The 21,237-nt window shown below is 46.4% G+C and carries 23 protein-coding genes and 4 tRNA genes; 16 read left to right on the forward strand and 11 right to left on the reverse strand.

From position 1 onward, the window contains the following. Positions 1-8: 8 nt before the first annotated feature. Positions 9-941, forward strand: a complete 933-nt coding sequence (gene trxB / locus QHH26_05980) for a thioredoxin-disulfide reductase (GenBank protein ID MDH7481512.1) — start codon at positions 9-11, stop codon at positions 939-941. 19 nt (positions 942-960) lie between these two features. On the opposite strand, the gene QHH26_05985 is transcribed toward trxB, so the two are convergent. Beyond that, complete coding sequence (locus QHH26_05985; GenBank protein MDH7481513.1) at positions 961-1,872, reverse strand: DMT family transporter; 912 nt, start codon at positions 1,870-1,872, stop codon at positions 961-963. Positions 1,873-2,131: 259 nt separating this feature from the next. On the opposite strand from QHH26_05985, the gene QHH26_05990 reads away from it, so the two are divergent. Then, positions 2,132-2,857 (forward strand): type II secretion system protein, encoded by a 726-nt coding sequence (locus QHH26_05990; GenBank protein ID MDH7481514.1) that lies wholly within the window; start codon positions 2,132-2,134, stop codon positions 2,855-2,857. A 70-nt stretch (positions 2,858-2,927) separates the two neighbouring features. Here QHH26_05990 and QHH26_05995 read toward each other — a convergent pair whose 3' ends face one another. Then, complete coding sequence (locus tag QHH26_05995; GenBank protein ID MDH7481515.1) at positions 2,928-4,130, reverse strand: alkaline phosphatase; 1,203 nt, start codon at positions 4,128-4,130, stop codon at positions 2,928-2,930. Positions 4,131-4,278: 148 nt separating this feature from the next. Next, complete coding sequence (locus QHH26_06000; protein MDH7481516.1) at positions 4,279-4,776, reverse strand: DUF302 domain-containing protein; 498 nt, start codon at positions 4,774-4,776, stop codon at positions 4,279-4,281. A 144-nt stretch (positions 4,777-4,920) separates the two neighbouring features. On the opposite strand from QHH26_06000, the gene QHH26_06005 reads away from it, so the two are divergent. The 8 genes from QHH26_06005 to QHH26_06040 all read left to right on the forward strand — a co-directional run bounded on the left by QHH26_06005 (position 4,921) and on the right by QHH26_06040 (position 12,209). Then, positions 4,921-6,228, forward strand: coding sequence for a Gfo/Idh/MocA family oxidoreductase (locus tag QHH26_06005; protein MDH7481517.1), 1,308 nt, complete (start codon positions 4,921-4,923; stop codon positions 6,226-6,228). A gap of 233 nt (positions 6,229-6,461) precedes the next feature. Further along, positions 6,462-7,088, forward strand: coding sequence for a hypothetical protein (locus QHH26_06010; GenBank protein ID MDH7481518.1), 627 nt, complete (start codon positions 6,462-6,464; stop codon positions 7,086-7,088). 3 nt (positions 7,089-7,091) lie between these two features. Further along, entirely contained in the window at positions 7,092-7,799 is a 708-nt protein-coding gene (locus QHH26_06015) for a prepilin-type N-terminal cleavage/methylation domain-containing protein (protein MDH7481519.1), read from the forward strand. Positions 7,800-7,808: 9 nt separating this feature from the next. Further along, complete coding sequence (locus tag QHH26_06020; protein ID MDH7481520.1) at positions 7,809-8,840, forward strand: NAD(P)-dependent alcohol dehydrogenase; 1,032 nt, start codon at positions 7,809-7,811, stop codon at positions 8,838-8,840. A 124-nt stretch (positions 8,841-8,964) separates the two neighbouring features. Continuing rightward, the gene (locus tag QHH26_06025) at positions 8,965-10,758 is read left to right on the forward strand and encodes a DUF255 domain-containing protein (GenBank protein ID MDH7481521.1); all 1,794 of its coding nucleotides are present in this window, start codon (positions 8,965-8,967) and stop codon (positions 10,756-10,758) included. Between the two features lie 28 nt (positions 10,759-10,786). Next, positions 10,787-11,470: a DUF2064 domain-containing protein gene (locus tag QHH26_06030; GenBank protein MDH7481522.1), complete on the forward strand. Its 684-nt coding sequence runs from the start codon at positions 10,787-10,789 to the stop codon at positions 11,468-11,470. A 78-nt stretch (positions 11,471-11,548) separates the two neighbouring features. Then, on the forward strand, positions 11,549-11,818 hold the full coding sequence (locus QHH26_06035) for a hypothetical protein (protein ID MDH7481523.1): 270 nt from the start codon (positions 11,549-11,551) through the stop codon (positions 11,816-11,818). Positions 11,819-11,909: 91 nt separating this feature from the next. Beyond that, complete coding sequence (locus QHH26_06040; protein MDH7481524.1) at positions 11,910-12,209, forward strand: hypothetical protein; 300 nt, start codon at positions 11,910-11,912, stop codon at positions 12,207-12,209. A 4-nt stretch (positions 12,210-12,213) separates the two neighbouring features. On the opposite strand, the gene srlD is transcribed toward QHH26_06040, so the two are convergent. The 3 genes from srlD to QHH26_06055 form a co-directional block, all read right to left on the reverse strand. Next, a complete protein-coding gene (gene srlD / locus QHH26_06045) occupies positions 12,214-13,017 on the reverse strand; it encodes a sorbitol-6-phosphate dehydrogenase (protein ID MDH7481525.1) in 804 nt (267 codons plus the stop codon). A 96-nt stretch (positions 13,018-13,113) separates the two neighbouring features. Further along, positions 13,114-14,847 carry an alcohol dehydrogenase catalytic domain-containing protein gene (locus QHH26_06050; GenBank protein MDH7481526.1) on the reverse strand — a complete coding sequence of 578 codons (1,734 nt, stop codon included), beginning with the start codon at positions 14,845-14,847 and terminating at the stop codon, positions 13,114-13,116. Next, complete coding sequence (locus QHH26_06055) at positions 14,847-15,632, reverse strand: class II aldolase/adducin family protein (GenBank protein ID MDH7481527.1); 786 nt, start codon at positions 15,630-15,632, stop codon at positions 14,847-14,849. The genes QHH26_06050 and QHH26_06055 overlap by 1 nt, the downstream gene beginning before the upstream one ends. 178 nt (positions 15,633-15,810) lie before the next feature. On the opposite strand from QHH26_06055, the gene QHH26_06060 reads away from it, so the two are divergent. From QHH26_06060 to QHH26_06070, 3 genes are read left to right on the forward strand one after another with little or no spacing between them, the layout of a single operon-like run. Beyond that, complete coding sequence (locus QHH26_06060; GenBank protein MDH7481528.1) at positions 15,811-16,920, forward strand: acetoin utilization protein AcuC; 1,110 nt, start codon at positions 15,811-15,813, stop codon at positions 16,918-16,920. 35 nt (positions 16,921-16,955) lie between these two features. Next, positions 16,956-17,414, forward strand: coding sequence for a DUF1232 domain-containing protein (locus QHH26_06065; protein ID MDH7481529.1), 459 nt, complete (start codon positions 16,956-16,958; stop codon positions 17,412-17,414). Between the two features lie 5 nt (positions 17,415-17,419). Next, complete coding sequence (locus QHH26_06070; GenBank protein ID MDH7481530.1) at positions 17,420-18,799, forward strand: MATE family efflux transporter; 1,380 nt, start codon at positions 17,420-17,422, stop codon at positions 18,797-18,799. Positions 18,800-18,811: 12 nt separating this feature from the next. On the opposite strand, the gene QHH26_06075 is transcribed toward QHH26_06070, so the two are convergent. The 4 genes from QHH26_06075 to QHH26_06090 form a co-directional block, all read right to left on the reverse strand. Then, a tRNA-Cys gene (locus QHH26_06075) sits at positions 18,812-18,886 on the reverse strand. A 9-nt stretch (positions 18,887-18,895) separates the two neighbouring features. Beyond that, positions 18,896-18,970: transfer RNA gene (locus QHH26_06080), tRNA-Gly, on the reverse strand. Between the two features lie 4 nt (positions 18,971-18,974). Further along, positions 18,975-19,049 (reverse strand) — tRNA-Val (locus tag QHH26_06085). A 46-nt stretch (positions 19,050-19,095) separates the two neighbouring features. Then, a tRNA-Leu gene (locus tag QHH26_06090) sits at positions 19,096-19,181 on the reverse strand. 194 nt (positions 19,182-19,375) lie between these two features. Between QHH26_06090 and QHH26_06095 the strand changes: the two genes are divergently transcribed. From QHH26_06095 to QHH26_06105, 3 genes are all read left to right on the forward strand, one after another. Continuing rightward, the gene (locus QHH26_06095) at positions 19,376-19,795 is read left to right on the forward strand and encodes a hypothetical protein (protein MDH7481531.1); all 420 of its coding nucleotides are present in this window, start codon (positions 19,376-19,378) and stop codon (positions 19,793-19,795) included. A 30-nt stretch (positions 19,796-19,825) separates the two neighbouring features. Then, on the forward strand, positions 19,826-20,071 hold the full coding sequence (locus QHH26_06100) for a hypothetical protein (GenBank protein MDH7481532.1): 246 nt from the start codon (positions 19,826-19,828) through the stop codon (positions 20,069-20,071). A gap of 102 nt (positions 20,072-20,173) precedes the next feature. Then, a complete protein-coding gene (locus tag QHH26_06105) occupies positions 20,174-20,863 on the forward strand; it encodes a DUF2993 domain-containing protein (GenBank protein MDH7481533.1) in 690 nt (229 codons plus the stop codon). Between the two features lie 35 nt (positions 20,864-20,898). Here QHH26_06105 and QHH26_06110 read toward each other — a convergent pair whose 3' ends face one another. Next, entirely contained in the window at positions 20,899-21,225 is a 327-nt protein-coding gene (locus QHH26_06110) for a zinc ribbon domain-containing protein (protein MDH7481534.1), read from the reverse strand. Positions 21,226-21,237 lie beyond the last annotated feature (12 nt).

Genomic DNA, 21,237 nt, shown 5'->3' on the forward strand with positions numbered 1-21,237 from the left:
TAACAAAGATGAAAAGCTTGGATTTATACGACGTCGTCATAATCGGAGGTGGGCCTGCCGGGCTTTCGGCAGGTATTTATGCAATGCGGTCGCGCCTAAAGACCATACTGCTTGAGAAATACTTACCAGGCGGACAGATGGTTCTTATCGACCACATAGAAAACTACCCTGGCTTCCCTGGAGGAACCTCTGGTCTTGAAATTACATCACGAATGGAAGAACAGGCTCGCTTGCTGGGACTCGAAATAATCTCAAGCGAGGTCCAATCGCTAGACCTTTCGAGACGTGACAAGGTAGTCCATTCATCAACCGGCGATTACCATACCAAGACCATTATTATTGCATCAGGTGCGACGCCACGTCGATTAGGACTTCCAAATGAAGACCGGCTTACCGGCAAAGGAGTCTCATACTGCGCCACATGCGATGGCATTTTCTTCAAAGGAAAAGAGATTGCGGTGGTTGGCGGTGGTGATTCCGCAGTTCAAGATGCAGTATTTCTTAGCAGATTTGCTAACAAGATTGCTATCATCCACCGCAGGGATACTCTGCGAGCTTGCAAGATTCTTCAGGAACGCGTTTTTAAAAACCCAAAAATCACAGTCAAATGGAATACGATCGCCGTCGAAATTCTCGGCAAAGAAAAAGTCGAGGGATTAGTAATCGAAAATGTAGCGACCGGCAAACGAGAAACCCTGCCAGTCGAGGGAGTATTTGTGCTTGTCGGCACGGACCCGAACACGGAGTTTGTTCATGGGGCTGTGGTAACTGACGAACAAGGATACATATTAACTAACGAGGAAATGCAGACTAACGTTCCCGGCGTCTTCGCGGCTGGCGATTGCCGAAGAAAATCCCTACGCCAGTTGATCACCGCCGCCGCTGACGGTGCAATAGCGGCTGTATCGGCGGAGAAGTATATCGAATCGCTGGAACAATAATCAGTCTCTTAGGGTTAGCCTATTTCTCCGCTACTTGCAGATTCTGAACAATAGAAATATATATTGCACTACTAAAGACTATAATTGCGCCAAGTAAAATCATCCAATTAAAAGGGTCACCCAGCCAGAGAATACCTGCTATGGATGAATAAATAACGGTTGTCATTTGAATTATTCCCGCCTCACCAGCGCGTGACCATCGGAGAGCATAAGTCATTGACAGCTGACCTGCAGTACTTGCTATCCCCATCACCAATAAAACCAGCCAACCATAAAAATTGGGTAAAACTGCTCCCTCAAAGAGCATCCCAATTAAACCTGCTAGCGCCCCGAATACGCAAAACGAGAAAAATATAGAGATAGCTGATTCGGTTTTCCTTAGCTCCCTTATTATCACTATTGCCAATCCTGAAATCACACCAGCCGCTAAGCCATAGATATCTCCAGTCCTGATGTGACTGAAGTTCGGCTGAATAACAAGGTACAAGCCAATAAGGGCAGCTACAACCGCAAGGATTGTGCCAAACCTAAGCCTTTCTTTAATCAGAAGTGCTCCAAAAATGGGTGTAAATATGAAATAGGAGTTGCCCAAAAGAACACTATTCGTTAACGGAGTCTGTCCCGGCCCTTTGACAGACGCAAGACTAAGATAATAAAAAAGGATTGCAACACCACCAGTAATTCCTCTGGCTGCGAGTAGCCACTTCCGATAAAAATGCATTTGGGCAATGCCAAATTTATGGAGCAGTCCCACACTTGCCAATCCAAACATAAAGCGAACAAATGTTGTTTCCGAACCAGAAATACCCTGCAACCCGGCAAGCCGCACCATTACGGCCACTATTGCAAAAAGAGTGGCTGAGATGGTTAACCATATGGGGCCAAAAGTGATATTTTGGCAACTCGCTTGGTCTTCCGAAATTCTTCCCATTTAATTCTCACATTACAAGTTGACACCGTAGACTTCTTACTCTACACAAGAACGTTAAAGTACTGCAAGTTTTTGACATAAAGCTAATGCGCTGGAAATCAAAATCGTCGTCTTAAACCCTTACCCAACACAGCAAAAGAACCTTTCCGCTTACCGACATACAACAATTTACTAGCTTTTCACATTTGCTTTGTTTACATTCGCATGCTTACCTGGTAAACTACCGTAAGGTTGTTAATACTTTAAAAAAGGAAAAATTATGAGAATTTATTCAAAAGGCTTTACAATCATCGAATTGCTTGTTGTGATAGCCATTTCAGCACTCCTAGCTGGCTTACTTTTCCCTGTGATTATCTCCGCACGCATGGCATGTAGGAAATCTCAATGTGCAACAAACCTCAAACAAATTGGGATAGCATTCGATCTCTACACAAACGATTGGGATGGAGTTCTCCCCTGTCCCGGTGGCCGCTATGGAGATCTCTCATACTGGGACCAGGAAGGCAACGGTGGAATTCGCCCTTACCTTAAGGAGAGAGGTAGAGGTGAACACGGACTACTTTGCTGCCCAGCGTACACTGGCCGTTGGCGCTCAAAGTACTCGCCGCGCACCTACAGCATGAATGAGTATTTAAGATGGCCACCAGATATCCCTTATCCGCAATGCATTAAATACCTATGCGGGATTCCCAAACGTCAAATAATACAGCCTGAGCGAACAATCCTACTGTACGAAGGCATACCTGCAGATGAGGAAAGCCCTTTTGGAGAAGGTTTTGTATACCGATGCGGCAACTGGGAATGGGTTATGGGATATCGGCCGACAAAGAACAAGTATTGGCAGAGCGCTAATCGGCCGATGCACGCCAGGATGAACAATTACCTTATGTGTGACGGCCATGTGATAACAATGGAGCCCGAAAAATATCCTTTTGCCCCATCAGATCCTGCCAACAACCTTTGGTACGTAACGAGACTCAGATAATAATTTCATCTGCAATTTTGTGGCTTTTACCCGTCCTGCGGATAATGTCGTCTGAAAATGCTAGGAGCTGTTATTGGCGAAGTCTTCGGCACATCGGAAAGAACATGCAGATTCCAGCGGCAAGAACAAAGATACCTGAAGGCTCGGGCACAACATCGAAAGCGTCCCTCATGAAGAAATATATGTCGGTATTGTCTACTACTCCATTAGCTACGTAAGCATCTATCAGAAACGAATCAGCGCCCGTAGTATAGAGTGGTACGTTTGCTGCTGTATGACCTGTAGAGGTCCATGAAGCAAGCGGATAAACACCAGCACCTCGATTAGTAACAGTTAAGCCGCCAGTTTCGTGATCAGCAACAACTATAAGCAGAGTATCTGACCGCCCCTGCATCCAATTCAGCACTGCTTGAACAGAATTGTGAAATTCCACAACCTCGCATGTAGTTCGCTCTATCCAATTTCCATGAGCGGCATGGTCTATTAACCCTCCCTCAATCATCAGGAAAAAGCCATCAGAATCGGCATCCATGATATCCAAAGCTTTAATAGTCATCTGACTCAAATGGGGTTCCAAGTTATCAGGAAGACGGTCGTATTCATAAGTCATATCGCCGCCCGCAAAAAGACCAATGGCACGGCTGGTCGTTGCTGGATTTAGAACAGACATTTGAGAATTGTTATAGACCACCTGATATCCCAGCGTCTGGGCAGTTGCAACTTGGGATGCGCTAAAATAACTTGACCCGCCGCGTGCAGGATCACCGCCGCCGAAAATTATATCTGGACGTGATGAGCTTAAGTAGTCATTGCCAATGCTTATGTAATTGTTTCTCGATGACTCGTGCGCCCCAAAGGCAGCTGGCGTCGCATGAGTAATAGGAACATTGGTAACAAGACCGGTGCGCTTGCCTTTTCCCTTTGCATATTCCAAAATTGTTTGATATGGCGAACCATCTGGCGCTTGCGAGACAACGTTATTATTAACCTTATGCCCTGTTGCCATGGCAGTAGCAGCTGCGGCAGAATCCGTAATTGGGTTATTCGCTGAATACGTGGTTACTCCGCATTTATAAAATCGCTCGAACGAAAGATTACCAGCGGCACCTGTAAGATAGTAACTTGCGGCATTCACATGCTGGTAGCCCATGCCATCTCCTATCATTAGGATGATGTTTCTAGCGGCAGATATTTCGCTACCGAATATGAAAATACTAAAGAAGACAATATGGAAATAAAGGATAAGCCGTAGTAAGTGGTTTTTAAGAAGCATTATATTCTCCTAGAAAAGCAAGTCAATTAAAGACCTGAGCGCTGGTTAAGTTTCCACCACAACAGGCACGTCAACCATTTTGTAGCTCAATCTCTGCCGTTTGTCAACAAATGCCAATTTAAACGCAAAACCACTAATACCAGAAGAGCTAATCAAGTAAGGCAAAGACATGGTCAACTACATCCTCGAGCTTCATTTTTACAGTGCGAGCTAACTCCTGAAGGTCGGCTCCACCAGGAATTGCGAAGAGCACTATTGGATCGACAGCCTCAACAACCGTGCCATTCGTTTGCTCATAAACAACAAGCCCAAATGGAAGAAGGAGACCGCAGTCGAGGTCGAGATGCAGTGCTTGATTTGCCCACGTTGGATGCCAAACGCCCAATATTGTGTAATGTGGGAAGTCTGCACCGCTAAGATTACTGATGAATTTTCGGACGTCAGCTTCGTAAGCTATCACCAAACCCTCTTGCACAAGCTTTTCTTTCACTGCAGCTAATACCCGTTCATAAGGTCTTTCTATCCACACCTTGATGCCATAACTAACAGGGAGACGAATGGCAGATGCATGACGTTCAACTCCCTCGCCCAATTTGGATGAAATGCTTGGTCCTTCTGCAACTTCAATGATTCTCTCGTCAGCCACTTTCGTCACCCCCAAATTTAAATATCCTTCAACTTTGAGCTACCCATACAAAAGAACACCAAAACAAAGCAGGGAGGTATTCGATTGTAACGTATGTAATAGATTCTTAAGAAAGTATATTCCGACCATTATGGAGGCAAAGATATGAAAAATAGAATAACAAGAAGGGATTTTCTTAAAGGCACAGCAGTTTCAGGAGCAAGCTTTCTTTTCCTTCGCGAGAGTCGGCTGGCATTTGGCTACAGCGAGAATGAGAAGCTAAACATTGCTATAATTGGGAGCGGTGGCAAAGGTGGCGATAATCTCAATAACGTCTCAAGTGAAAATATAGTTGCACTTTGCGACATAGACGAAACACGCATTCCCGCAGATCGTTTTCCAAAAGCAAAGGTATATTATGATTTCCGCAGATTGCTTGACGATATGGAAAAGCAGATTGATGCCGTTGTTGTGAGCACGCCAGACCACACCCATGCTCACGCTTCAATCATGGCAATGAGAATGGGTAAACATGTCTACTGCGAGAAGCCGCTGACCCATTCGATTTACGAAGCTAGGCTTATGCGCGAAACCGCCCGCAAATATAAGGTTGCAACGCAAATGGGCAACCAGGGCACAGCAAGCACCGCACTCCGCGAGGGCGTCGAGATTCTGCAAGCCGGCGCTATTGGCCCTGTCCGCGAAGTGCATGTATGGTCGAACCGTCCAATTTGGCCACAGGGAATAAATCGCCCAAGCGAGACCCCGCCCGTTCCAAAAGAGATTCACTGGGATCTTTTCCTCGGACCCGCACCCAAACGACCATACCATCCGTGTTACCATCCGTTCAAATGGAGAGGATGGATTGACTTTGGCACAGGAGCCTTAGGGGATATGGGTTGCCATACTTTAAACATGGTTTACATGGGTCTTAAGCTTGACAACCCGATATCTGTAGAGGCCGAGGTCGTAAAAGAGATGACAAGCGAATCATACCCAAAGCAGTCCATAATCCGCTATACGTTCCCAGCAAGAGGCAATATGCCCCCTTTGCGTTTGAAATGGTACGACGGTGGCCTAAAACCCTCGCCAAGTATTATTGGGCGTGAAGAGCTTCCCGGGAGCGGCGTTGCAATTATTGGTGACAACGGGATAATGTACGCGCCAGGCGATGGCGGCGGAGGTTGTGAACTACTTCCAGCTGAGAAGTTCGCAAACTTCCAAAAACCTGAGCCTACATTGCCTCGTTCGCCAGGGCATCATGCGGAGTGGATTCGGGCGTGTAAAGGTGGAGAACCAGCAATGTCGAATTTCGATTACGCAGCTGGTCTTACTGAATTATGCTTGCTTGGCAACTTAGCACTTCTCACGCGCGAGCCAATCTACTGGGATTCAGAGAATATGAGAGCGATTAACTGCCCGAAAGCAGATAGGTTTATCAATACGCCATATAGAAAAGGGTGGGAATTGTAAAGTTCTTTTAACTTTGCAACACTCTGTCTAAATGGCATATAAACATTTCAGGGTGGCAGGCTTTTGCAACATAACCTGCCATCTTTAACTTTTGTGTATTTTTCCAAACAACCGATGGTTAAGATTTAAATCTTGACTTTCCATCTATGCTTCTATATACTTTGGCAGGTACGGGCATACTAATTACGACTACATATTCGTCTCTTCACTAACGCAATCAAGGAGGTTTGGCAATGCAAACCCAAATCGATATACGAACTGTATGGAACAAGGTAGTTGACCACGTCAAGCTTAAAGTAATGCACCGGACGCTATGGGAAGCCCTTGAGAATTCCGTTCCAGTAATAATAGATGAAGGCCAGTTCGTCGTTGGATTTGCTCCCGGCACGTTCCATCTAAGCGGCAACATGACAACGTCTGAACACAAGATGGCAATTGAGAATGCCATTCGGCAATTCACCGGCCAATCGCTCACACTAAGAATCATCGAGGGCACTACTCTTCAAGACTGGGCCCATGCAAAGGCAAAAGATCAGCAAATCGCTGCGATTCGTGATGCCGCATATCAAAAGCAGAAAGAAGAGAAAGCTGCCGCAAAGTCGTGGGAAGGTTTATTAGAATATGTGAGCCGCCGATATGCCAACACGCCATTGCGCACGCTTCCACAAGCAAAAGCAAAATACATCGAAGAAGCAGTTCGCGCAATTTCCGAGACAATGGACGAACTAATGCCGAATGATGATTCCGCTGATGAGCTTGCTGAGCGATCTTTGGCGAGAGTACTTGAAAAGGTCGCCACTTTGACCGAGGTTCCTTCGGCGATTATTGCAATGGAACTTCGGCGCTTCCGGGGGAAATAGTAGTTGCATAATTGCCAAAAAGAAAAAGGATTTACTCTAATAGAGGTCTTAGTTGTAGTAGTAATAATTGCCATATTGGCGGCAATTTTGCTTCCGGTCTTTACAACTGCCAAGATAAAGGCGCAAAGGGCCGCCTGCCAATCAAATCTAGTACAAATCGGCCAAGCATTCAGTTTGTATCTTCAAGATTATGACGGATGCTACCCCAACACCAACGATCCTTTTCTATGGATGGGCAGGAGATGGCGCTGGCCTTTGATGCCATATCTCGCATCGGATGCGGAAGAAGATCCCAACGATAAATGGAAATCAAAACGAAACAACGCTCTAATTCTTCTTTGCCCCAGTGATACTAAGGCACCAACAGCCTATGATAAAACATCCTATGCATATTCGATGGCATTTTATCATACTGTCGAACAAATAAACAGTTTGACAAGGATTGAGCAAACTTGGACAGAAAAGATTCCGTGCGTAACTTGGAGGCAACATGCAGTGAAATATCCGTCAAAAAAAGTCCTCGTTGCTGAATGGCTCAGCAATCATGAAACGCCTCATGTAGGCTGGAACAGTTGGAAAGGTGGCAGGAATTATCTATTTGCGGACTATCACTGCAAATACCTAAAAGCTACCCAGATAAACAAAGCCAACGATGGCTGGCCAGACATCAATCTGACCCGCGATGGAATAATGGGAAAGGACATAGATTAGGAGTTTAAAATGCGAACTGCAATGCTTTACGGAGCAGGTGACCTACGCTTGGTAGAAATTGAGAAACCCGTACCCGGCGAAGGAGAAGTCCTAGTACAAGTCAAAGCGGTCGGCATTTGTGCATCGGACATCCATTATTTTCGAGATGGCAGAATTGGCGATGTAGTGGTAAGCGAACCCATAATTCTAGGCCATGAGTTCGCTGGGGTAATCGCCGAAGTTGGCCAAGGAGTCTCGAATGTTAAACCAGGTGATAAGGTTGCTGTCGAACCTGCAATTGCCTGCCGAAAGTGCGACTTATGCCTCAACGGCGATTATAACATCTGTCGAAACATACTTTTCTGCGGCACTCCACCAACTCAAGGGGCACTTCGTGAATTTCTAACCTGGCCGGCACACCTAGTGTACAAAGTGCCCGACTCTATGGATTATGCTGAAGCCGCCATGCTCGAGCCAATCGCAATTGGAGTCTATGCGGTTGACCTCGCAGAACCAATACAGGGAAAAACGGTTGGCATTTTAGGTGCTGGCGGCATTGGAATCTCAATTATGCAAGCTGCACGAGCAGCTGGTTGCAGTGATATTTACGTCACAGACTTAATCTCCGAAAGACTAGAAATTGCAAAAAAGTTAGGAGCCACACGAACTTTCAAGGCAGACGAACCTGATCTAGTTAAACAGATTATTTCAGCAACCGGCGGACGGGGGCTTGATATAGTATTCGAGGCAGCAGGCGAAAATGAAGCCGTCCAACAGGCAACCGAGATAGTTCGCCCTGGCGGGCTCGTGCTTGTGGGCGGCATACCACGTGAAGACAATATGACTCTCACGGCCTCCGTTGTTCGTCGAAAGGGCTTAACAATAAAGCTTATCCGCAGAAGCAATAACACGCTCGAACGCTCAATAAATCTTGTCCGCGATGGGAAGATAAACGCAATCTCAATGGTAACGCATCGTTTCCCACTGGAACGAGTTGTTGAAGCCATAGAGTTAGCTCGTGACCGTAGGGACGGAGTCCTAAGGGCTGTCATCGAGCTGTAACAATTAGCTAGTATAAATAACCTCTTCCATTCCACGTTTGGCGCCCAGCCATATGTGGGCATAGATTCATTAAAGAAATTTCGCCTACAAGTGTTGCATTAGAACCCTGGGAGGCTCACCCACCATGAAACAGTATTCTCCCGCCATACGCTGGATGGATTGGACCAAAGAGGCATTTATAAAAGCTGAGAAGGAAAATAAGCTAATAATTCTCAATATTAGCGCCACCTGGTGTCATTGGTGCCATGTTATGGACCGAACAACCTATGCCGACCCCATTGTCGTTCGTATAATCAATGACCGCTTTGTTCCAATCCGGATTGATGGCGACAAGAGGCCAGATATCCAAGACCGATACCTGCTTGGCGGCTGGCCAACAACTGCAATTCTTACCCCTGACGGAAGGATTCTCAACGGTTCCACATATCTTCCGCCTGACGCTATGATTCGAATGTTATGTGAAACAAACATAGCTTATTACGAACACACTGCAACAACCACAATGCGTATTGTTGAGCAGGAAGAGGAGATCATCGAACACGCAAGAGAACTGCCAGAAGCTCCCATTCCCGAACTAGACGAAACCGTCTTAGACAAACTCTCATCGGCACTTAAACGAGAGTTCGACCCTTGGCATGGCGGTTTTGGGAGTGAACCAAAGTTTCCCTATCCAGACGCCATTCATTTTGCTTTCCTCCAATATAAAAAAACTGGAGACGAGGACATGCTAAAAATAGCTTTAAAGACTCTTGATGGAATGATGGGGATATATGACCCTGTGTGGGGTGGGTTTTTCAGATACTCGGAAGACGGCAGTTGGACGCAACCCCATTATGAGAAAATGCTCTACGTCCAAGCTGGCGCTCTGGATAATTACCTAGAAGCATACCAGGTGACTAAAGATAACAAATATGGCGAAGTTGCAGCAGGCATCAAGAACTATCTTAAAAGATTCCTCTCTGACCAACAAAACGGTGGTTTCTATGGCAGCCAAGATGCGGATGTCGGCAGTAGAGACTTATCAAAAGACCTCATACCCGGAGAAAATTACTATTCAAAGGACGAAAAAGAGCGGTTAGAAATTGGCGTACCCGATGTAGATACAACAATTTTTACCGACTGGAATGGAATGATGATTTCTGCTTACTGCCGACTCTTCCAAGCAATGGGTGACAAAGAAGCCCGCGACTTTGCGGTAAAGACGGCTGACCGAATACTTGATGAGAATATGATAGACGGGAAGATGTGCCATTATAACGACGGTGAACCAAAGCTTCCTGGAATACTTAGCGACCAAGTGTACTTTGCACAAGGCCTTGTTGATTTGTTCCAATCTACAGGCCAGCGGAAATACTTAAATCAGGCTGAAGCATTGGTCAAATTCATGATATCTGAACTTCGAGACCAAGAAGACGGAGGTTTCTATTTCCAGTTATACGACCCAAGTGCTTTCGGCAGGCTCAAAGAAAGGCACAAGCCTTTTGATGAAAATGTAATGGCGGCGAAATTGTTGGTTGAGCTTTCATATCTTACTGGTTTCGAAACATACCGCGATCTTGCGGAGCAAACATTTCATGCGATTGCACATCCCCAAATGGTGGAAAGCGTCCTTGGCGCAGGTTTTGGCGTTGCCCTCGACCTATATCTAAACTTTCCAGTTCATATCGTTCTAGTTGGCAATCGAACAAAAGAGGAAACTCAGGCGATGCTCGAAACAAGCTTGCACGCATACGATCCTCGAAAGCTCGTTCAACTCCTTGACCCGAATGAGGACCTACTTACCATCGGTCCTATCACCTACAAAGCAGAAGAAAAGCCGATTGTATACGTATGCTATCAAAACGAATGTTCCACGCCATTGACTAGCAATGAAGAGCTCGCAAGTATGCTAGAAAATGTTTTAGGTGCTCAAACTTAGTTCAAATATTTAGAAACGGCGTTGAAAAATGAAACGAACAGTTGCTGTCCTAGTAGATGCACCAATCCCTGGCAAAGTTCAAACTAAGCTTTGCCCGCCGCTCGATGCTGAGTCTGCTGCGCGAATACACGAAAGCTTCATATGCGACACGTTGGAAAGAATTTCGAGCATCCCTGACGCAGAAATAGTTATTTATTACAACCAGCCTGGCGCACTCTCAATCCTATCAAAGGTAGCCTTAGATTCCAAACAATATTTGCGGCAAAAGGGCAAAAGTACCGAACAAAAAATTCACTACTGCTTTGAAAGACTGTGCGAACCACACAGAGGAGTAATTTTCACATGGACCAACAGCCCAACACTTCCTGTGCGGTCGTTTGAGCTAGCATTCGACGCCTTGGCATCAGGCGAGATAGATATAGTACTAGGCCCGGCAGATGACGGAGGATGTTATCTTATCGGCTCTATATGCTCGAACCACAATCATGTATGCGGCATAGAATCATCCGCACTGCATAATGTACAAAATGCCATCGAAAATGCAGCCCGCTTGGGGCTTCGCTGGTACCTTCTACCTAATTGGTATGTGGTCCGACAGCCAGAAAGTCTGTACCGCCTAAAAAACGAACTGCTTGAAATGCCAAATAAATGCTATGTACCAAATCGCACTAAGAGCTGTATCTTAGAGCTTGTTGACAGGCATATTATATAAACCCCGCAGTAAATTCACCAATTGTTGTTTTGGAACAAAGCTTTGTAGGAGAAAAATTTAAAATGGAGGCTGAAAAAAATGGCACAGTTTTTAATTAAAATCCCATATACGCCGGATATGTTCTTGCATACTTTGGACGAAATGAAAGAAAAAACTCCCGAATTGTTGGGAAGAACTTACTGGGGCAATATGGATGGAGAATACGCCGGTTGGCTTATGGTGGATGCAGATAATGAGGAAGAAGCGAGGGATATGCTTCCCATTGCGCTACGTAACGAGGCTCAAATTGCCGAGGTAAGAAAATATAACATTTACGACATCGAACGTCTGCATGCGATGGTAGCTTAAAGGCAGTTTGGTTTCTAATCAAAACAAAGTAAAGTTCCAATAAGTGAGAGCCGAAGTCCAAGCAACAGTTTTTTCCAAGAGGTGGAAAACGATGCCGCAATTCATGATTGAGTTCATGCATACACCAGACCAGTGCATTAAGGCACTAGACAAACTGGAACCAAGAGCAACTGATTTGCTTGATGAGGTATACTGGAGCTGCTTCTCAGGAAACCATGTAGGATGGGTTATTGTAGAAGCTAGCAGTGAGGAAGCAGCAAGGGAGATGATTCCAGAACCTTTGCGCAACCAAGCTATTATTACAGAAGTCCACACTTTCTTACCAGAAGAAGCCCAAGCCATTGACCCCGAAGCGGCTCGAGCCGTAGTACAAGAGCCGGATCTCTCCTAGAAAACTAGCGCATTTCCTGGCCGCCAGTAACATTAATCGCTTGGCCAGTCATGTAAGACGACTGGTCGGATGCTAGAAAGACAACAACATTTGCTACATCTTCATAAGTGCATGGCCGACCTAACGGGACCTGGCTGAGGTACTTTTCTCTTAGCTGCTCTGGAGTTAGCCCCTGAGTCTTGGAGTATTGTTCAAAAAGGCTTTCCTGCCAGAGAGTGCCCTCCAAGATATTCCCTGGGCATACGGCATTAACACGGACGTTGTACGGCGCCATCTCAAGAGCCAAGCTTTGGGTTAGACCAATGCCTCCGAACTTGCTTGCCGCGTAAGCGGAGTTTCTGAAACTCCCTTTTTTCCCAGACTTCGAATTAATTTGGATAATAACGCCGCTCTTTTGTGCCATCATCACTTTTGCTGCTTCGCGAGCGCATATGAAATAACCCACAAGGTTTACATCAATAACTTTACGCCACTGCTCAGTTGGAAATTCGACCACCGGCCCGGCAATTAGAATTCCTGCATTGGCAACCATGATGTCAAGCTTGCCGAACTCCCGGACGGCAGTTTGAACCATTTCCAAAACTTGCTGTTCATTTGTAACATCGGCCAACACCGGTATTGAACGGACGCCATATTCCTTCTTGATAGCCTCGGCCACCTTCTCCAATTTCTCAAAGTTAATGTCCGAAACGACAACGTCCGCGCCTTCCGCGGCAAGTCTTTTGGCAATCGCCTCACCAAGGCCCTGCGCAGCGCCCGTTACAATCGCCGCTTTGCCCGGCAAATGCTTACATACTACTCCATTCATACCTCCGCTTGCACTCCTTGCAATATGTAAATCAATACTTTCAAATCGAATTCTTGTCTAGCAAGAAAGCTTTCTGCAATAGCTAGCATTTCTGGATTATAATTCTAGCATCGTCCGCAGAAGCTCCTTTTCGGCTTCTCGATTCCAAAACATTCCATCGGTAAGCTTGGCGTAGACATTCGGCAACTTATCTTTAAGGTCAGTCACAGCAGTTAGCCCGAGCCCCCGAATTTGAGGATAAATAATGATCTTGCCTGGGAATCGGCCCTCTTTTGTAGCAAGCATTCCATCCCACGATGCCTCGATTCCGCCAATGGCAGCGACCGATTTATCCGTTGCTAGACTGCCCGACTCCGCTTCGCTAAGGGTATCTAGCATATCTCGAATTCTCGACCCGCTACTTCCAACAAGGCGAAGCTTTTTCTCATAGACGCCCGTCAAGTCTATATTAGCAATCGTTCCAACAGGAAATCCGGCAAAGATGTTCATCAACCCTTCTTCTGCAAGATATTGGATAGCTTCCTCGATAAGCGAGACAACAGGTGCAAGCACGATTATATCATCGAACCCTCTGCCGCACGTAAAATCCCGCAGCAATTTGTCGAACAGCACCTTGTCCGAATCATTCGGATTCACCGCAAGAAACTCAATTCCCTTGGCGGCTGCTGCGGCGGCAACACGGTCTTTGACGCTGTTCAGGCGCGCCGTATCAATATCCGTCGCGAGTATTTTTGAAGGTCCATTTTTCATTTCAACCGCACGCTGGACGTGCATTTGACCCATTGGACCACCTGCGCCAATGTACCAAGCAATTCCCCCGGCTTTCAATTCGCTCGGAACGCGGACCATCTCATAACCCGCACCAATTCGAGTGCTAGCCGTGCCCACATAGGATTGAAACTGATAATGGATTTTGCCGATGTCTATCTCAACCGGTCTGCCAATTGGTTCGGAAGCGACTATGTTCATTATCCCATGCTTAGCCAAGAGAGGGGCAGAATGTTGGATAACACCTGCGTCGGCGCCAAGGACGATAATATCGTCAAAGCCGCCGTATCTCGTCGCCAGCTCTTCTAAATCAAGCTCGTCAAAAGTGGGGGTAATGGTCAACTCAAAGCACCCTGCCCCAGCCCACATTTCTAAGTCATCAAGCAAGCTCCAATCGAGGTCAGTTGCCACAACGTGCTTTGACTTGATATCAAGGTCAAGCGTATAGTCATCGTCGCCAGGTGCGCCAATGATCCAAAGATTACCCTCAGGCTTGATAGACGGCCTGCGGGTTATCCGATACGCCGCCACAACACATGCCCAAGGTTCGGTGAGAGCAGCTTCAGAATATCCGGTAGAATCTTTGACCGGCAGTAGATAGCATCCCTCATCACCTTCGAGTATTTCCTTGCCAATTACCTGATACTGGGTTTGCGCACCAGGTAGAACGTAACCAAACGCCATGCTTTTGCCCTTATAAAAGACGTCCGCCTGGACGATAAATCTCTGCCCGACATGGAATTTCCCCTTGAGATTCTTGCCGACACCAACCACCGTAACGGATGCCTCATGTCCTAGAGTTACCGGATTTTTGATTAGATCACGACCTGTCACGCGCGGATGTTTATTCCCTTGGTTTATAACTTTGACATCGCTAAAGCATATTCCAACAGCGTCAATGCGAACAAGAAGTTCATTAGGTCCATACTTTGGCATGGGCAACTCAACTGGCTTGCGATCCTTGCCAAAGTTTTCCAAGCCAGCGCCATACACATGCCATGTTAGAATTGTTTCGGGCAGGCTGTAGTCCACACTTTGGTACGCCTGCAAAACATCTTTCATCAATTTTCCTCCAATGTTAAAGGTAGGCCTTCGATAAGCCGTTTCCGCTGCTCTTCATCAGGGCGGGTAGCGAGGCGATTTACTTGCTCAGGCGTTAGGTAGCTTGGACCGCCAAAATGATATGTTCGCGCCAATATTTTGGCAGTTTTATTCCACATCATCGTGACGCTTTCAACTTCTTTCGGGGTTGTTCCGAGTGCTATAAGGCCATGATTTTGCATAAGGATTGCTTTGGGCCGCTCGCCTATTCGGGATATATATTCTTGGACTACTTCTCTAATTTTCCTAGCAAGAGCTACGCCTGGATCGGTGTATGGTACAAACACAGGAGCAATGCCACAACAAACAATCTCATCGGGGAAAAGGCGACCCTGGAGCGCCTCACGCCAGTTTTTCGAACATAGTATCCCATTTACTGATACTGGATGAGTGTGGCCCACGAAATTCACACCAGGTATGCTTAGAAGATATGCATGAAAAACGGTTTCAACGGATGGCGCTAACTTATAATTCCGATTGACTTTTGCCGCTGCCAATCGCTCTTTAATCTCACCATCGCTTAGCTCTCGGCTCTCAAGCATTTCAAGAACCGGCTCAAATTTTACCTCGACGAACCCCTCAGCTGTTATAGTTCTAAGATTTGTTCCACTTGCCTTCACAAAAAACGTTTGGTCGCAAATTCTTGCAGATGTGTTCCCTTCACCCAAAATTACAAGCTCACGCCATTCCTCTCCCAGGCGGTTTGACATACTGACAAGTTGTTGAAGAATTTCTTCTTTCCCCATAAAACTAATTAACCTCCAAGCATTGCCGTGACGCATAATTATAACATAACAAGCCGCTTGGTGGCAGTACTGTTCGAAGGACTTTCGGTAAAATAAGGGTAATTTCAGATTAGAAAACATAAGAACAACGTTCGAAACATTTTTTTTTGAACTTTCTTGCTGTATGGGTGCCGATGGTATGAAAGCTGGCTTTGTGTATTGCGATGACATGACCAAATACGACATGGGAGTAGACCATCCTCTTCGCCCAGAACGCTTGCGCCTAACAAAAGAGCTAATCTCGGCTTACGGTCTGATAGCACAGGGGCAGCTAATTGCGCCCGAATTAGCAACGGAAGCAGATATTCTGACAGTCCACAAACCCGACTATATAGCTGCAGTTCGCAAACTTAGTGAAGGGAAGGATATCTCGGACCCTTGGCGCTATGGTTTCGACTATGGAGATAACAAGCCTTTCCCCGGCATGTATGAAGCCTCGCTACTTTACACAGGGGCTTCAATCAAAGCCGCAGAACTAATTATGGAGGGCCAATTCGAGAGATGTTTCAACATCTCTGGTGGGCTACACCACGCGATGCCAAATCGAGCAAGTGGATTCTGCATATTCAACGACCCAGCGATTGCAATACAACGACTCCGGAAAAAATTCAGCCGGATTGCTTATATTGATATCGATGCTCATCATGGTGATGGTGTTCAGCACATTTTTTATGATACAAACACAGTACTCACAATCAGCATGCATGAAAGTGGCAGATATCTCTTCCCAGGCACTGGCTTTGTGAATGAGATTGGAACAGGTAAAGGAAAAGGTTACTCAGTAAATATTCCTCTTGAACCGTACACGCCATCGGATGTGATGGTTTGGGCATTCAAAGAAATAGTGCCGCCATTAATTAAAGCTTACGACCCACAAGTAATAGTTGCTCAGCTAGGAGTTGATTCACATTTTCAAGATCCTCTCGCACATTTGGAGCTAACCTCCAGGGGCTTTGACGAATTAGTAAAGACAATAATCAGTTTTGAAAAGCCATTAGTAGCCCTGGGTGGCGGTGGTTACAATATCAAAACTGTTGCAAGATTATGGACTCTCGCCTATGCTCGCTTGCTTGAAGTGGAGATATCCGACGCAATACCTGCAGACTTTGCCAGCCGCCACAATATTCATCGCCTTCATGACGTGGAACTTCCGATAACTACTGAGGAACGTCGCCGCACAACCTTCGAAGCTGCGCAGGAAACCGTACAGCTGATTAAGGAGATTGTTTTCCCATACCACTTTTCTTGACACCAATAGTTTGGCAATTTAGAATTTCCATTAGAATGACCTCTGCAAATGGAAGAAAAACTAGCACGACAGGTGAAATCGGGGCTGTCGTTGCACGCCTACCGAAGTACGCAAAGCTTGTATGGCTTCTTCTCAAAGACCCTGAAATTTCCGGCAGGCAAAGAGCAGCGCTAATGGCGGCGATTGGGTATTCAGTTAGTCCTGTTGATGCAATTCCCGGAGTAATACCAGTAATCGGACAGCTTGATGACCTTGCAATTGTTCTGTTTACTGTTCGGTGGATAATTCGGTCAATGCCTGCCGATAAAGCCTCCAATTATCTTGCGCAGGCAAGCTTATCTATCCGCGACATTGAGGATGACCTGAGCATAGTCCAGCGCTCAAGCGCTCGAATAATGAAACAAATTGCAAAGCTTTCAGCTCTTGCGGCTGTTGGGCTTTACGGCATCGGCAAGTTCGTCTTTGGCGTCATTAAGTCAGCAAAGAAGGCATAATAACATTGGACCAAATCTCCCCTGAAAGCAAAAATGAGACGCGCCGGCGTATAGTAAACGGCCACATAGCAACGACTGTTTGGTGGTTAGCTTGGCCCTCCATCATCACAATGATACTCCAAACAGGATATGGCTTAATTGACGCACTATTTTTGGGAAGGCTAGGCGCCGCCACGCTTGCAGGGCTTGGAGTTGCAAATCAAGTTTTGTTAGTGCTCATGGCATTCAGCGCAGCGGTTGGAGTTGGGAGTACAGCCCTCGTGGCGAGGTTCATTGGCGCGGAGGATAATCAAAGCGCCGAAGAAGTTACCAAACAATCTATTCTACTTGCGATTATTTCAGCGACAATCTCAGGAGTCCTGCTATATGCTTTTGGGCCCTCCCTAATAAAGTTGATGGCTGAGAAGGGCGAAGGCGTTAGGCTTGGGGTGATTTACTTAGATATCCTCCTTGCTGGCAATGTATTCTCTTTCCTAACGGTTATTGTTACGGGCGTTTACCGAGGTCTTGGGGATGTCCGTACTCCACTTATTGCCACAACGGTTGCTACGGTAATCAATGTCGTTGGCGATTACATATTAATATTTGGAATTGGGCCTTTCCCAAAGCTCGGTATAGCAGGAGCCGCCATTGCAGTTGTCACCTCTCGAGCTGTATCAACAGCCATGCTGCTAGCATATCTTCCTAAAACACACATTCCAAATGTTCTAAAAGGCTCATGGAAACCCTCCTGGAATTGGTTCGCCCGAATCTTAAACATTGGTTATCCAGCAGCGGTGCAAGCACTCCTTAGAACGGGAGCATCGATGACATATTTTGGCATACTGAGGCGAAGTATTGACGGAGAAAATGCACTTGCCGCATTGACCATAGGATTGCGAACTGAAGCACTTGCATTCATGCCGGGCTTCGCATTTAGCGTCGCCGCCGCATCAATGGTCGGTCAGAATCTGGGGGCGCGCCAGCCCGAACGAGCAGAGAAGGGCGCCTGGGCGGCTACATGGCAGGGGATATGGATAATGGGTGGGATTGGCTTACTATTTGTTTTCTTCTCACACAAAATAGCCGATCTTTTCACAAACGACATACGCGTGCTACCGCTCGCGTCATCTTATCTTTGGGTTAATGGACTTTCCGAACCTTTTCTTGCACTTGGAATGATACTCACGGGCGCACTCCAAGGAGCAGGCGAAACTCGCCTCCCAACGCTGGCAACAATCCTCACGCTTTGGATTATAAGACTTCCCTTGACCTATCTTCTCGCAATAACGCTTAATTTGGGCGCATTTGGAGCATGGATAGCAATGTCATCTTCAACAGTTTTCTCCGGATTGGCGGTACTTGGAATCTTCAAATGGACTAACTGGTCAGAAAAAGAGGTATAGGGAGTATAAAAATGGAGGCGACGGCCGGACTCGAACCGGCGAATAAAGGTTTTGCAGACCTCTCCCTTACCCCTTGGGTACGTCGCCTCGTCTTATTGGAGCGGGAGACGGGATTCGAACCCGCGACAACCTGCTTGGGAAGCAGGTGCTCTACCACTGAACTACTCCCGCATCGTGGTGGGCGATGTTGGATTTGAACCAACGACCTCTTCCGTGTGAAGGAAGCGCTCTCCCCCTGAGCCAATCGCCCAATGAAAGTTTGCAAGTGAATATTTACATTCGCTTGCGCTTTGAAATGGTGGGGACGGAGAGAGTTGAACTCTCACGAGCTAATGCTCACTTGGCCCTCAACCAAGCGCGTCTGCCATTCCGCCACGTCCCCGCGTGGTAGACTAATTTTACCACATCGCCTCGCGGCTTGTCAACAGCTTTTCGCACAGGTGGGCGATATCAACGCAAACTCGATTTCCATCTTGTCCAAACCAACTTTAGTTTACAATAACGGATTCAAGGGAAATAATCAACAAGGATTACAAATCCGTTCAATTCAATTATTTCAAGAAGCGGGGATGCAAAATGAAGGAATTTTATGAACAAAGAGAAATTGAATATTCCCGCGGCAAATTAGCTGGCCACGACGTCCTTGATGATGAGGGCAACGTAATTGTTACCGAGGGAGAAATAATCACCGATGACATAATTGAAGAAGCCAAAAAGAAAGGCAAGCTACATGAATTAATGCTTTCAGCAGTTGCCGCAGAAGTTGCCCTCGGTCCGCCCGAGATTCAACCGGGCATGAACCTTGAAGAACAAATGGAGGCGTTCGTTAGAGGCAAGATTGTAGGACGCGATGTTTTCGATTGGCAGGGCAATTTGATTGCGAAGGCTGGATCAGAAGTTACCGATGAATTGGTAAATATGGCGGCAAACAAAGGGCTTCTTCAAGAATTGGTGTTGGCCGTCGGAGCTCCTGGCATTCATTCTAAAGAAGAGTAATTATTCAATGTGTACAGGAGGTGTTATAAGATGGCAGACTTAGCAGCATTAATCGGCACTCCATCACGCCTTACTATATTTGACGACAGCGGACACATCATAGTAAAAGAAGGCGAAATTATCACGTACGGGGTCATCGAAGCCGCCCGTGCGGCAGGCAAACTCGATGATCTCAGGATGTCAGCAGCAATGGCACATCAAGAACCCACAATTGAAGCGGCAACCAGCTACGAAGAGATTGGCGAAGAGGAACCCACAGGCGTTCACCCGGAGTAACCATAAACTAGATACAGGGTTTCAAATCTCGTATAATATTGAGGCAGGTAGATTTTGAACCTGCCTCAATTTATTTAACTGGTCTAAGGGGTTTGTAGAATAGTGAGAAAAATTACTGCGCTCTTAGCGTTTTCATTCCTAGTTACAGGTTGCATCGGAGGCGTTATTCGCTCAAAGATAGCAGAGGGTATTGAGGATAGTCTGCCGCAATACATTGGTCCTGCAAAGAAATATTCAGTTAAGGTACTAGGGCCCAGCGAGCCTATGCTCCGTGGTAAATTCGAGCACCTCCACATCGAAGGCTTGGAGGTTCAAATCTCCGAAAACCTGATGGTGGACCGCCTAATTGTGGATATGGACAAAGTGGAAGCTGATCCCGAAACACGCCAGATACGAAGCGTTGCGGCAACTGTTTTCACAGCTGAGGTAGCTGAGAAGTCTATAAATGACTATATTTGTGCTGCTAGACCCGATATTAAAGGACTGACCCTTGATCTCCAAGAAGGTAAACTCACAGTAACCGCACGTCCCTCAGTTTTGGGCATTGGAGTAGAATTCAAAGTTACAGGCAAGCCCGTAATCGCAGGCAAGGATAAAATAAACTTTGTAGCCGACAGCGCATCATTAGCTAGGCTCCCGATTCCGGCGCTAGTGGTTAACAAGGTACTTGATCGAATGAACCCAGTGCTCGACCTCGGAGAGATGCAGTTTCCTGTGGCATTGACGAGCATTGCAATAAAAAATGATGCAGTAATAATCAACGGCAAGGCTGAGTTTAAGACAGCTAAGTAATTTATTTAATTTTTGGAGTACTCGCTTCTAAGCTTTTAATCAAGTTCCATATCAGAGCCCGACTCTGCTTCCTCAAAAGCTTCGTCGATCTCGTCACCAAAATCTTCGCCCCATTCTCGGCTCATGCGCTTTACCCAACTGCGCAATTCTTTTGGGTTGTCGAGGTCGCCGATTTTGGAAGGGTCTGCTAAATCATCAATGATATCATCCTCCGAGCGGAGAGCTGAGAATCGAGAAATAAGCTTTTTGATTTTAACACTCCCGCAATTTGGGCATCGAAGCTGAGGACCTTTTGCAACGACTCCGACTAGCAAGCTGAATCGTTTTCGACAATCCAAGCATCTGTAATCGAACACCGGCATTTTTCCTCTCCT

The sequence above is a fragment of the Armatimonadota bacterium genome, assembly GCA_029907255.1.
Taxonomy (GTDB): Bacteria; Armatimonadota; UBA5829; order DTJY01; family DTJY01; genus JAIMAU01.